Genomic DNA, 12,505 nt, shown 5'->3' with positions numbered 1-12,505 from the left:
GCGCCCCTTCGGCGTTCCACCGGGCGGTGGACGGGGAGCCTCCCCGTCCACCGCCCGGCCGAGGTCAGACCTTGACCTCGGCTCCGTCGACGTCGGCCTCGTCCCCGGCCTTCGACGGGACCACCGTCAGACGGGCCTCGCGCTTCGCGGAGCGCTTCGCGCGGCGGCGCTCCTTGCGGAGCTCCACCATCGTGTAGAGGGTCGGCACCAGCAGCAGCGTCAGCAGGGTCGAGCTGACCAGGCCGCCGATCACCACGACCGCGAGCGGCTGCGAGATGAAGCCGCCCTCGCCGGTGACGCCCAGCGCCATCGGGAGCAGCGCGAAGATCGTCGCCAGGGCCGTCATCAGGATCGGGCGCAGGCGGTGCCGGCCGCCCTCGACGACCGCTTCGACGACGCCCAGGCCCTGGGCGCGGTACTGGTTGACCAGGTCGATCAGGACGATCGCGTTGGTCACGACGATGCCGATGAGCATCAGCATGCCGATCATCGCCGGGACGCCCATCGGGGTGCCGGTGACGATGAGCAGACCGAGTGCGCCGGTCGCCGCGAACGGGATGGAGACCAGCAGGATCAGCGGCTGGATCAGCGAGCGGAAGGTCGCGACCAGCAGCATGAACACGATCGCGATGGCCGCGAGCATGGCCAGGGCGAGCGAGCCGAAGGCCTCGTCCTGGTCCTCGGAGACGCCGCCGATGGAGGCGGTGGCACCCTCCGGCAGGTCCAGGGCCTTGAGCTTCGTCTGGAGCTCGGCGCTGACCGCGCCCGTGTTGTCGCCCTGCGGGCGCGCGGTGACGGTCGCCGCGCGGGCGCCGTCGATGCGGGTCATCGCGACCGGGCCGGGGACCTCCTTGACCTCGGCGATGTCGCCGAGCTTGACCGGGCCGACCGGGAGCGCCTGCAGTTCGGCCAGAGTGGTGGCCGGCTGCGCGGACTTGATGACGATGTCCCGCTCGGTGTCGTCCAGTACGGCCTTGCCCGCCGGGTTGCCCCGTACGGCCTGGGCGACGATCGCGCCGAGCGCGGCCTGGTTCAGGCCCGCCTCCGCGGCCTTGGGGGTGGCGGTCACCGAGATGCGGGGCACGGACTGGGACAGGTCGCTCTGCACGTCGGTGACGTTGTCCAGCTTGGCCACCTCGGCGCGGACCTGCTCGGCGGCCTTGGCGAGGACCTCGCCGTCGCCGGCCTTGACGACCACGCTGAGGTTCTGGCTGCCGAAGGCGTCGCCCGTCGAGATGCGGGTCTCGCCGATGCCGTCGAGCGCGGCCAGCTTGTCCTCGATCTGCTTCTTCACGGACGCGCCGTCACCGGCGTCCTTCAGGGACACCTGGTACGAGGCCTGGTTGGAGCCCGTGCCGCCGCCGAAGGCCGCGAGGAAGCCGGAGGAGCCGACGGTGACCTGGTAGCTCTTGACGCCCTCGACCGAGCCCAGCACCTTCTCGATCTTGCGGCTCGCCTCGTCGGAGGCGGCCAGCGAGGTGCCGGGGGCGAGTTCCTGCTTGACCGTCAGGACGTCCTGCTCGCCCGGGTCGAAGAAGTTGGTCTTCAGCAGCGGGGTCATCCCGAAGGTGCCGACGAGCACGACCACCGCGATGGCCACACTGGTCAGACGGCGCCGGGTGGCGAAGCCGAGCACGCGGACGTAGAAGCGCTGCAGGCGGCTGCGCGCCTCCTTCTCCTCCGCCTCGCGCCGGGCCTTCGCCGCGCTCTCGGCGTCCCCGGGCTCGATGCCCTTGGGCGCGCTCAGGAACCAGTACGAGAGCACCGGCACGACCGTCAGCGAGACGAGCAGCGAGGCCAGCAGGGCCGCGGTGACGGTGAGCGAGAACGAGCCGAAGAGCTCGCCGATCATGCCGCCGACGAGGCCGATCGGCAGGAAGACGGCGACGGTGGTGAGCGTGGAGGAGGTGACCGCGCCGGCGACCTCCTTGACCGCGGTGATGATGGCGGCCTCGCGCTCCTCGCCGTAGCCGAGGTGGCGCTTGATGTTCTCCAGGACCACGATCGAGTCGTCGACGACGCGGCCGATGGCGATGGTGAGCGCGCCCAGGGTCAGCATGTTGAGCGACAGGTCGCGGGTCCACAGCACGATCAGCGCGAGGACGACGGACAGCGGGATGGAGACCGCGGTGACCAGCGTCGAGCGCAGCGAGGCCAGGAAGACCAGGATCACGATCACCGCGAAGAGCAGGCCGAGCAGGCCCTCGGTGGTGAGGCTGGAGATGGACTTGGCGACGGCCGGGCCCTGGTCGCTGACGACGGTCAGGTCGGCGCCGGCGCCGAGCGTGGAACGCAGCTCGGGCAGCTTGTCCTTGACGGCGTCGGAGATGGCGACGGCGCTGCCGTCCTTGTCCATCGTCAGGACGAGGGCGAGGCTGGGCTTGCCGTTGGTGCGGGTGATGGAGACGGCCTTGGCCGCCTCCTGCTTCACGACGGCGACGTCACCGAGGCGCACGGCGGGCTTGCCGGGGCCGGGGCTCAGGCGCAGGTCCTCCACCTGGGCGAGGGTGGTGTAGCCGGCGCCGACGCGCACGGTCCGGTTCTTGCCCGCCTCGTCGAAGGAGCCGGCGGGAACGGTCGCGCCGCCCGCCTGGAGGCCCTGGGCGAGGGCGGCGCCGTCGAGGCCGGCGGCCGCGAGCTTGGCGTTGTCGGGGGTGACGGTGACCTGGAGGTCCTGGACGCCGTCGACGCTGACCTGTCCGACGCCCTCGATGTCCGACAGGACGGGGACGACGGACCGCTCCAGCTGGTCGGCGAGCGCCTGCTGGTCCTTGTCGGAGGTGACGGCCAGGATGACCGTCGGGATGTCGTCGGTGGAACCGGCCACCACCTGCGGGTCCACCTCGGCGGGCAGCCGGACGCGGGCCCGGTTGACGGCCTGCTGGACGTCGGCGACGAGCTGCTTGGTGCCGCTGTCGCCGTAGTCGAAGGTGGCCATGATGAGGGCGTTGCCCTCGCTGGCGGTGGAGGTGATGCCGGTGATGCCGTCGACGCCCTTGAGCATGGACTCGATCGGTTCGACGACCTGCTTCTCCACCACGTCGGGCGAGGCGCCCTGGTACGGCGCGAGCACGGACACCATCGGCAGTTCGATGGAGGGCAGCAGCTGCTGCTTGAGCTGCGGGATGGCTATGGCGCCGAAGAGGAGCGCGACGATCGACACGAGGCCGACCAACGCCCTTTGGGCAAGGCTGAAGCGGGACAGCCACGACATGGTTATGAGATCTCTCTGCAGTGACGAACGCGAGGGCACTCCCACCCTGTCCCATGTCCCGGGCGCGTTTCGTCGCTCGCAGGTCCCGTCCTTATGTGCGGCATACCGCGTCTGTAGTACGCCGCACTACTCCTTCCCTACTCCGCACGCGGGCGGACAAGTCCCGATTCGTAGGCAATGACCACCAATTGGGCCCGGTCGCGGGCCCCGAGCTTGGCCATGGCCCGGTTCACGTGGGTCTTGACGGTGAGCGGGCTGACCTCCAGCCGGCCGGCGATCCCGTCGTTGGACAGCCCCGCGGCGACGTGTACGAGGACCTCGCGCTCCCGGACGGTCAGCGCGGCGAGCCGCTGCGCGTGCAGGCCGGCCGAGGCGCCGGCGGCGGCCGGGTCGGCGCCGCCGCCCTGGGCGAGGAAGGTGGCGATGAGTCCCTTGGTGGCGGCCGGGGAGAGCAGGGCCTCGCCGGCGGCGGCGACGCGGATGGCGTTGAGCAGCTCATCGGGCTCGGCGCCCTTGCCGAGGAAGCCGGAGGCACCGGCCCGCAGGGCCGAGACCACGTACTCGTCGACCTCGAAGGTCGTCAGCATCACCACGCGCACGGCGGCGAGTTCCGGGTCGGCGCTGATCATGCGGGTGGCGGCGAGCCCGTCGGTGCCGGGCATCCGGATGTCCATCAGCACGACGTCGGCGCGCGTCCGGCGGGCCAGCTCGAAGGCCTGCGCCCCGTCCGAGGCCTCCCCTACGACCTCCATGTCGGGCTCGGAGTCGACGAGCACCTTGAAGGCGCTGCGCAGCAGCGCCTGGTCGTCGGCGAGCAGCACCCGGATGGGCGGGGCGGAGGGCTGGTCGGGCTGGTCGGGCTGGTCCGTCGTCGTGTCGTCCACGGGGTGAGGGTACGCGGACCCGCCGGACGGCCTCACAGCACTAGCCCAGGGCGAGGACGATCAGGGCGGTGGTCGCCGAGACCTCGGCCAGGGCGCCGAAGACGTCGCCGGTGACCCCGCCGAAGCGGCGTACGCAGCGGCGGAGCAGCAGTTCGGCGGCGAGCAGGCCGGCCAGGACCGCCACCGCGTTGCGGGCGGCGGCCGGCAGGCCCAGCGGGAGGGCGGTGGCCGCGGCCGCGGCGACGGTGAGGACGGCGATCGCGGCGGCCGCGGGCCGCGGGACCACCCCGGCGACGGCGGCGCCGAGCCCTCCCGGGCGGGCCGGCGGGACGCCCTCGCGGGAGGCCAGGGTCATGGCGAGACGGGCGGTCACGGCGGCGACCACGGCGGCGAGGGCGCCGCGGACCCAGCTGTCGGCGTACGCCTGCGAGAGGGCGGCCACCTGCACCAGCATCACGATCACCAGGGCCACGACGCCGAAGGGGCCGATGTCGGACTGCTTCATGATGCGCAGCGCCGCGTCGGCCGGTTGGGCGCTGCCGAGGCCGTCGGCGGTGTCGGCGAGTCCGTCGAGGTGGAGCCCGCGGGTCAGCGCGGCCGGTACGGCGACGGTGACGGCCGCGGCGAGCAGCGGGCCCCCGCCGAGCAGCAGCAGGAGCACCCCGGGGACGGCCGCGAGCAGGCCCACGACCAGCCCGGCGAGCGGGGCGCAGGCCATGCCGGTGCGGGCGGCGGGGCGGTCCCAGCGGGTGATGCGTGCGGGCAGCACGGTGAGCGTGCCGAAGGCGAAGCGGACGCCGTCGAGGAACGAGGCGCGTTCCGGGGGCGGCGTCAGGGGCGGACCGTCGAACGAATCTGTCATCGGCGGGAACGCTACCCGCTCGGAGTGAGCGGTAAATTACCCATTACGTTACAAATAGGGAGTCAGTGGGATGGGTCACTGGTGGTATCGGAACATCATCGAGCCCGGGAAGCTGCCCATGCTGCTCGCCCTGGTCTCCTTCGTGATGTCGTTCCTGGTCACCCGTGTGATCACCCGGACGATCCGGGCCGGCCGGGGGCCCTTCAAGAACGTCACCCCGGGGGGTCTGCACATCCACCACGTGGTGCCGGGCGTGATCCTGGTGATCATCGGCGGGTTCGGTGCGATCGGCAGCGCCGGACACAGCTTCGGCGCGGGGCTCTCGGCCGTCATCTTCGGGCTGGGCGCGGGCCTGGTCCTGGACGAGTTCGCGCTGATCCTGCACCTCGACGACGTCTACTGGAGCGAGCAGGGCCGCAAGAGCGTGGAGATCGTGGTCGTGACGGCCGCGGTGGTGGCGCTGGTCCTGGGCGGGTTCGTGCCCTTCGGGGTGAACGACCTGACCCCGGAGGAGCGCCAGAGCCGCGGGCTGGTCGTCATGAACGCGGCCGGCAACTTCTGCCTCGCCCTGCTCGCCCTGTGGAAGGGCAAGGCGCGCACCGCCATCTTCGGCGTGATCATCCCGTTCGTGGCGCTGATCGGCGCGATCCGGCTGGCCCGGCCCGGGTCCCCGTACGCGAAGAGGTTCTACGCGAACCGTCCGCGCGCCCGCGCCAAGGCCGGGCTGCGCGCGTTCCACCACGACCGGCGCTGGGCGGGGCCGCGCCGCAGGTTCGAGAACTTCATCGGAGGGACCCCCGACCCGGAGCGGCCCGCCTCCCTGGAGAAGCCGCCCGGGCCCTGAGACCGGACACCGGCACCGGCACCGCACCCCGGCAACGGACGCCGGACACCGGACACGGCACCGGGAACGACGGCGAGCCCTCCCCCCGGGAAGGGGGAGGGCTCGTCCGGTGTCGGTGGTCCGGGTCCGGTCTCAGCCCGGGATCAGGCCGTCGTCCCTGAGCAGCGCCTTGACCTCGTCGAGGCTCGCGTCGGGTCCGGGCAGGATCAGCTCGGACGGCTCCAGCGCGTCGTCCGGCAGCGGCGCGCCGAGCCGCCGTACGGCTTCGAGCAGCGCGCCCAGCGTGCGCCGGAAGCCCTGCGAGTCACCGCGCTCCATCTCCGCGAGCAGTTCGTCGTCCAGCTTGTTGAGCTCGGCGAAGTGACTGTCCGCCAGCTCCACCTGACCTTCCCCCATGATGCGGACAATCATGACGGGCCCCGTCCTACTGCTTGTCGAACCGGTGCTGGGTCTGCGGCTGCTGGGCGTTGCCCTGGGCACCGCCCTCGATGGCCTGCTGCTGCGCGGACGGGCCGCCCGCCAGCTCGGCCTTCATGCGCTGCAGCTCCAGTTCCACGTCCGTACCGCCCGACAGGCGGTCCAGCTCGGCCTGGATGTCGTCCTTGGAACCGAGGCCGCTCTGGTCGTCGAGCGCGCCGGAGGCCAGCAGCTCGTCGATCGCACCGGCGCGGGCCTGCAGCTGGGCTGTCTTGTCCTCGGCCCGCTGGATGGCCAGGCCGACGTCGCTCATCTCCTCGGAGATGCCGGAGAAGGACTCCGCGATCCGGGTCTGCGCCTGGGCCGCGGTGTAGGTGGCCTTGATGGTCTCCTTCTTCGTGCGGAAGGCGTCCACCTTGGCCTGCAGCCGCTGGGCGGCGAGGGTCAGCTTCTCCTCCTCGCCCTGCAGGGTCTGGTGCTGCACCTCCAGGTCGCTGACCTGCTGCTGGAGCGAGGCGCGGCGGGACAGGGCCTCGCGGGCCAGGTCCTCGCGGCCCAGGGCGAGGGCCTTGCGGCCCTGGTCCTCCAGCTTGGCGGACTGTCCCTGCAGCTGGTTGAGCTGCAGCTCCAGTCGCTTGCGCGAGGTCGCCACGTCGGCGACTCCGCGGCGCACCTTCTGCAGCAGTTCGAGCTGCTTCTGGTACGAGTAGTCGAGGGTCTCGCGCGGGTCCTCGGCCCGGTCAAGGGCCTTGTTCGCCTTCGCGCGGAAGATCATCCCCATACGCTTCATGACACCGCTCATGGGCTTCGCGCGCCCCCTTCTAGACGGACTGTGTTCCAGGTCACCGACAGGACCCACAGTACGGGCCCTCACTCCATTACCGCACTGTTCGAGTACGGATGCGCTCCTCCTCCAGGACGACTCCCCCTTCGCCGTATCAGGCGTAAGGAGTAGGGCATCCCAGGAGGCCGGGCCCACCGCACGCACCGTGCAATGGGAAGACGCCCGCCGTTGCCGGATCGTTCCCCACCGGGGTGGGGCCCGTGCCCGCAACCACGTAGGCTTGGGTTTTGTGTTTGGTAGCCGCTCCTCCAAGGAAGAGAAGGCCGCCGCCACCGACAAGGTGAGCGCCGACCTCTCGCAGCCCCGTGACCCGCAGGCCCCGAAGGGCCGCCCTACGCCGAAGCGTGCTGTGGCCCAGTCGCAGCGCAAGGCCGTGGTGGCCTCGACCGGCAACCGCAAGGAGGACGCCAAGCGAGCCCGTGAACGTCGCCGTACAGAGATGGCCAAGCAGCGCGAGGCGCTGGCCAGTGGCGACGAGCGTTACCTGCCCACCCGTGACAAGGGCCCCGTCCGCAGGTACGTCCGCGACTTCGTGGACTCCCGCTTCTCGGTCGCCGAGATGTTCCTGCCCCTGGCCGTGGTCATCCTGGTGCTCAGCATGATCCGCCAGCCGGCGATCCAGAACATCGCGCTGCTGCTGTGGCTCGGTGTGATCGCCCTGATCATCCTCGACTCCGTCGGCCTGGTGTTCCGCCTGCGCAAGGCACTGACCGAGCGCTTCCCGGACGAGCCCCGCCGCGGCGCCGTCGCGTACGGTCTCATGCGCACCCTCCAGATGCGCCGCCTGCGCCTGCCGAAGCCGCAGGTCAAGCGCGGGGAACGGCCCTGAGCCGAGCAACGCCCGGCACGTCGGGGGAGGGCTTCGCCGAAGGAGCCCGACTCTGGCTCGAAGGCCTGGGCGGACTGCGCAACGCCGTCCGGCAGGAACTCGTGGGCCGGCAGGTCGACGAGCAGATCGCGCAGCGCTTCCCGGTCGGGCAGCGGCTGCGCGTCCTCGACGTCGGCATGGGCCAGGGCACCCAGGCACTGAGGCTGGCCCGCGCCGGACACAAGGTGACGGGCCTGGAACAGGACCCCGGCATGCTCGCCGTCGCCCGTGACGTGCTGGCCGCGGAGCCCGCCGGGATCCGCGACCGGGTCCGCCTCATGGAGGGCGACGGCCGCGAGACCGGAGCCCACTTCCTGCCGGGCAGCTTCGACGTGGTGCTGTGCCACGGGGTGCTGATGTACGTGGCCGAGCCGGACGCCATGCTCGCCGGGCTGGCCCGGATGCTGGCCCCGGGCGGGCTGCTGTCCCTGCTCGTGCGCAACGGCGACGCGCTCGCCATGCGGCCCGGGCTGGACGGCGACTGGAAGGCCGCGCTGTCGGCCTTCGACAGCATCGACTACACGAACCGGCTGGGGCTGGACGTACGCGCCGACCGGCTGACCGGGCTGACGGCAACGCTGTCCGGGATCGGTGCGCCGCTGCAGTCCTGGTACGGCGTACGCGTCTTCACGGACGGCACCGAGGCCGGCGAGGTCCTGCCGCCCGACGACGAGCTGGAGCGGCTGCTGGCCGCCGAGGACCGCGCGGGGCGGACCGACCCCTACCGGGGGGTCGCCGCACTGCTGCACCTGTGCGGGGTCCGGGGCTGACGCTTCGCCCCGCTGCACGGGGCTCTGCGGGGGCTCCGCCCCCACACCCCCGCGCCTCAAACGCCGGCGGGGCTGGAATTGCCCTGCGGGCAACCCAGCCCCTCGGCCGCCGTCAGGCGCCCAGAGCCTCGCGCAGGCTCATCGTGTACAGCTCGGTGCCGCTGTCGTCGGACAGTTTCACCTGCTCGGTGCCGCCTTCCAGCAGGTCCTTCCAGTACTCACCGATCCAGGACTCCGCGTCCCCCTGCGTGGTGAACTCCTCGGGTACCACCGACGGGCTCGTCTCGGTGCCGTCGGCCGTCTCGAACCGCCACGTCCACGCCATGTCCGCCTCCGTTGCTCGTCCGCTGCTCGCACGCTTCTCGCCTTGAGTCTGCCCGCAGAGTAACCGGGCGCGCAGCAGTCTCGGCGACGCGGGAGGATCATCCTGTGGAACTCACTCTGCTCGGCACCGGCACACCCGAGGGCCTGCCCCGCCCCGGCTGCCCCTGTGCGGCCTGCGCGGTCTCCGTCGGCCACCGGTCGCGCGCCGCCACGGCCCTCCTGGTCGACGGGGCGCTGCTGCTCGACCTGACCCCCGGTGCGGTGCTGGCCGGGGCCCGGGCCGGGCATTCGCTCACCGGTGTGCGGCAGGTCCTGCTGACTCACCCGCACGACGGACCCGCGATGGAGCTGCCGCCGGGACTGCCGGCCGCCGGGCGGGTGCCGGACGGGCGCGAACTCGCGGTGATCTCCGGGCACCGGGTGCGGGCGGTGCCGATGGACGCGCCGGGCACCGGGTACGAGGTGACCGGCCCGGACGGCGGCCGGCTGCTGTACCTGCCGCCCGGCGGGGCCCCGGCCGGCGCCGACCGCCGGGCCGGGCACCGCCCGTACGACATGGTGCTGGCCGACGTCCTGGGCCGCCCCGAGGCGCTGGCGCGGCTGCGGGCGAGCGGCGCCGTCGGCCCGGCGACCGACGTGATCGCCGTCCACCTGGACCACGACGTCCCGCCGGGCAGGGAGCTGGCCCGGCGGTGCGCGGCCGCCGGGGCCCGGGCCGTGCCGGACGGGACCACGCTGATCGTCGGGGAGTACCACGCGGTGCCGGACCTGCCGCGCCGCATCCTGGTGCTCGGCGGGGCCCGTTCGGGCAAGTCCGTGGAGGCGGAACGGCGGCTGGAGTCCTTCCCCGAGGTGGTCTACGTGGCCACCGGCGGCACCCGTGACGGGGACGCGGAATGGGCCCAGCGGGTCGGCCTGCACCGGGAGCGCCGGCCGGGCAGCTGGCGGACGCTGGAGACCTGTGACCTGGTCCCGCTGCTGGCCGCCGACGGGCCGCCGCTGCTGATCGACTGCCTGGCGCTGTGGCTGACGGACGCCATGGACCGGGCCGGGGCCTGGGACGACTCCGTCTGGGCCAAGGGCGGACAGCAGCAGCTCGGCGAGCGGACCGCCGAACTGGTGGCGGCCGTGCGCGCGACCCGCCGTCCGGTGGTGCTGGTCAGCAACGAGGTCGGCTCGGGCGTCGTCCCGGCGACCGCCTCGGGCCGCCGCTTCCGCGACGAGCTGGGACGGCTGAACGCGAGGGTCGCGGGCGAGTGCGAGCACGTGCTCCTCGTCGTCGCGGGGCAGGCGACCGTACTCAAGGAATAGCCGGGGTGATCCCGTGGAGCGGTCGGGCGGTACCGGGGAGCGGTCGGGCGGGAGCGGTACCGGGGAGCGGTCCGGGCTGACCGCCTTCGTCTGCTGCTGCCTGTCGGGCGGCGGCAACGCGGTCGGGGTCAGGTTCAGCAACCGCGAGCTGGATCCGCTGTGGGGAGCCGCGGTGCGGTTCGGCGCCGCGGCGCTGGTGCTGCTGGCCGTCATGGCGCTGATGCGGCTGCGGCTGCCCCGCGGGCGGGCGCTGGCCGGGGCGGCGCTGTACGGGGTGCTCAACTTCGGGGTGACCTTCGCGCTGGCCTACTACGCCCTGGTCCGCGTCCACGCCGGGCTGGGTCAGACCGTGCTGGCGCTGGTCCCGCTGGCGGCGCTGCTGCTGGTGGTGGCACAACGCCAGGAACGCTTCCGGATGTCCGCGCTGGCGGGCACGCTCGTCGCGGCCGCCGGGGTCGCCCTGGCCTCGCGGGCACCGCTGCAGGCGGATGTGCCCCTGCTGTCGCTGCTGGCGGTGCTGGGCGCCGTCGTCTCCCTCGCCGAGGCGGCCGTCCTCGTGCACCGCCTGCCGCCGGTCCACCCGGTGACGATGAACGCGGTGGGCATGACGGCCGGTGCGGCGCTGCTGTTCGCGGGCTCGTTCGCCGCGGGCGACACCTGGCGGCTGCCGCGGCTGGCGGCGACCTGGTGGGCGCTCGCGTACATGGTCCTGGTGGGCTCGGTGCTGACCTTCGTCCTCTACCTGGTGGTGGTGCGCCGGTGGGGCGCGTCGCGGGCGTCCTACGTCTTCGTCGTCATCCCGGTGATCACGATCCTGCTGTCGGCGTGGCTCGACGACGAGGAGCTGACGGCCGGTCTGCTGCTGGGCGCTCCGCTCGTCCTGCTGGGCGTCCATCTCGGCGCCCTGAGACCGGGCCGGAAGCCGCCGCCCGAGGGCGTGTCGTCAAAGTAGCCCCGCCGGCCAGACGGGACTTTGACGACACAACCAAGGCCTGAGGGAGGGCCTTACCGGCTGTACGCTCTGGCAGATGAGCACGCTGAATCTCGACGACTTCTCCGATCTGATCGAGCGCCCCGACGGGGGCGTCCGGCGTGATGCCGAGGAACGCCGTGAGCGCCTCGCCGTGCCGCCCGGCGCGCTGGGCCGGCTCGACGAACTCGCCGAGTGGCTCGCCGCCGCGCAGGGGCGTGTTCCGGTCAAACCGATCGAGCACCCGCGCGTGGTGCTGTTCGCCGCCGACCACGGGATCGCCTCCCGGGGCGTCTCCGCCCGGGCCGCCTCCACCGGCCACGAGCTGGTGCGTGCCGTGCTCGACGGGGCCAGCCCCGTCGCCGTGCTGGCCGGCCGGCTCGGCGCCACCATACGGATCGTCGACGCCGGCCTCGACTGCGACCCCGGGCTGCTCCCCGAGGACGTGACCGGCCACCGGGTGCGGCGCGGCAGCGGCCGGATCGACGTGGAGGACGCGCTGACGGCCGAGGAGGCCGAGGCGGCGCTGCGGCTCGGGATGCGGATCGCCGACGAGGAGGCCGACTCCGGGACGGACCTGGTCGTCCTCGGCGACCTCAGCGTCGGCGGGACCACCGTCGCCGCGACCCTGGTCGCCGCCCTGTGCGGCACCGACGCCTCGGTGGTCACCGGCCGCGGCGGCCTGCCCATCGACGACCTGGCCTGGATGCGCAAGTGCGCGGCGATCCGCGACGCGCTGCGCCGGGCCCGCCCGGTCCTGGGCGACCAGGTCGCGCTGCTGGCCGCGGTCGGCGGCGCGGACGTGGCCGCCATCACCGGTTTCCTGCTCCAGTGCGCGGTACGCCGTACGCCCGTCATCCTCGACGGTGTGGTTTCGGCCGCGTGCGGGCTGGTGGCGCAGCGCGCCGCGTTCCGGGCTCCCGACTGGTGGCTGGCCGGGCAGGCGAGCGGCGAGCCGGGGCAGGCGAAGGCACTTGACCGAATGGCGCTCAACCCCGTGCTCGATCACGGCGTCACAGTAGGTGAAGGTACCGGGGCATTGCTGGCTCTCCCCCTCGTCCAGGCGGCCGCCGCACTCGCGGCGGAACTCCCTGAGCGGGCGGTGGCGGAGCCGGCGGAATGAGCCGCCGGGGCCCGCGGTCCTGACCAGGCCGTGGTCCCCGACTCGCCCGATCAAGGACGGCGGCGCCCCATATG

General features: G+C 72.9%; 12 protein-coding genes. 6 read left to right on the top strand and 6 right to left on the bottom strand.

Annotated elements, in window-relative coordinates; genetic code table 11:
* Positions 1-64: 64 nt before the first annotated feature.
* The 3 genes from OG534_RS26615 to cobS all read right to left on the bottom strand — a co-directional run bounded on the left by OG534_RS26615 (position 65) and on the right by cobS (position 4,960).
* On the bottom strand, positions 65-3,214 hold the full coding sequence (locus tag OG534_RS26615) for an efflux RND transporter permease subunit (protein WP_326591271.1): 3,150 nt from the start codon (positions 3,212-3,214) through the stop codon (positions 65-67).
* A gap of 137 nt (positions 3,215-3,351) precedes the next feature.
* Positions 3,352-4,035, bottom strand: coding sequence for a response regulator (locus tag OG534_RS26610; protein ID WP_374778264.1), 684 nt, complete (start codon positions 4,033-4,035; stop codon positions 3,352-3,354).
* Between the two features lie 103 nt (positions 4,036-4,138).
* Complete coding sequence (gene cobS, locus OG534_RS26605) at positions 4,139-4,960, bottom strand: adenosylcobinamide-GDP ribazoletransferase (RefSeq protein WP_326591268.1); 822 nt, start codon at positions 4,958-4,960, stop codon at positions 4,139-4,141.
* A gap of 70 nt (positions 4,961-5,030) precedes the next feature.
* On the opposite strand from cobS, the gene OG534_RS26600 reads away from it, so the two are divergent.
* On the top strand, positions 5,031-5,804 hold the full coding sequence (locus OG534_RS26600; protein WP_326591267.1) for a hypothetical protein: 774 nt from the start codon (positions 5,031-5,033) through the stop codon (positions 5,802-5,804).
* A 132-nt stretch (positions 5,805-5,936) separates the two neighbouring features.
* On the opposite strand, the gene pspAA is transcribed toward OG534_RS26600, so the two are convergent.
* Both pspAA and OG534_RS26590 read right to left on the bottom strand, forming a co-directional pair.
* Positions 5,937-6,215 (bottom strand): PspA-associated protein PspAA, encoded by a 279-nt coding sequence (pspAA, locus tag OG534_RS26595; RefSeq protein ID WP_326591265.1) that lies wholly within the window; start codon positions 6,213-6,215, stop codon positions 5,937-5,939.
* A 13-nt stretch (positions 6,216-6,228) separates the two neighbouring features.
* Entirely contained in the window at positions 6,229-7,023 is a 795-nt protein-coding gene (locus tag OG534_RS26590) for a PspA/IM30 family protein (RefSeq protein WP_078658699.1), read from the bottom strand.
* Positions 7,024-7,285: 262 nt separating this feature from the next.
* Here OG534_RS26590 and OG534_RS26585 point away from each other — a divergent pair, with 262 nt between their 5' ends.
* Positions 7,286-7,894: a DUF3043 domain-containing protein gene (locus OG534_RS26585; RefSeq protein WP_326591259.1), complete on the top strand. Its 609-nt coding sequence runs from the start codon at positions 7,286-7,288 to the stop codon at positions 7,892-7,894.
* A 65-nt stretch (positions 7,895-7,959) separates the two neighbouring features.
* Entirely contained in the window at positions 7,960-8,703 is a 744-nt protein-coding gene (locus OG534_RS26580) for a class I SAM-dependent methyltransferase (protein WP_442807246.1), read from the top strand.
* A 112-nt stretch (positions 8,704-8,815) separates the two neighbouring features.
* On the opposite strand, the gene OG534_RS26575 is transcribed toward OG534_RS26580, so the two are convergent.
* Positions 8,816-9,028, bottom strand: a complete 213-nt coding sequence (locus OG534_RS26575) for a hypothetical protein (RefSeq protein WP_326591256.1) — start codon at positions 9,026-9,028, stop codon at positions 8,816-8,818.
* A gap of 104 nt (positions 9,029-9,132) precedes the next feature.
* Between OG534_RS26575 and OG534_RS26570 the strand changes: the two genes are divergently transcribed.
* From OG534_RS26570 to cobT, 3 genes are all read left to right on the top strand, one after another.
* Entirely contained in the window at positions 9,133-10,338 is a 1,206-nt protein-coding gene (locus tag OG534_RS26570) for a bifunctional adenosylcobinamide kinase/adenosylcobinamide-phosphate guanylyltransferase (RefSeq protein ID WP_326591255.1), read from the top strand.
* Positions 10,339-10,351: 13 nt separating this feature from the next.
* Complete coding sequence (locus tag OG534_RS26565; protein ID WP_326591254.1) at positions 10,352-11,290, top strand: DMT family transporter; 939 nt, start codon at positions 10,352-10,354, stop codon at positions 11,288-11,290.
* A gap of 76 nt (positions 11,291-11,366) precedes the next feature.
* The gene (cobT, locus tag OG534_RS26560) at positions 11,367-12,431 is read left to right on the top strand and encodes a nicotinate-nucleotide--dimethylbenzimidazole phosphoribosyltransferase (RefSeq protein ID WP_326591253.1); all 1,065 of its coding nucleotides are present in this window, start codon (positions 11,367-11,369) and stop codon (positions 12,429-12,431) included.
* Positions 12,432-12,505: the final 74 nt, after the last annotated feature.

It is taken from the genome of Streptomyces sp. NBC_01294 (genome assembly GCF_035917235.1).
In the GTDB taxonomy this organism is placed as follows: domain Bacteria; phylum Actinomycetota; class Actinomycetes; order Streptomycetales; family Streptomycetaceae; genus Streptomyces; species Streptomyces caledonius.
Note: the sequence above shows the minus strand (reverse complement) of the source record. Positions and strands in the feature narration are given on the sequence as shown.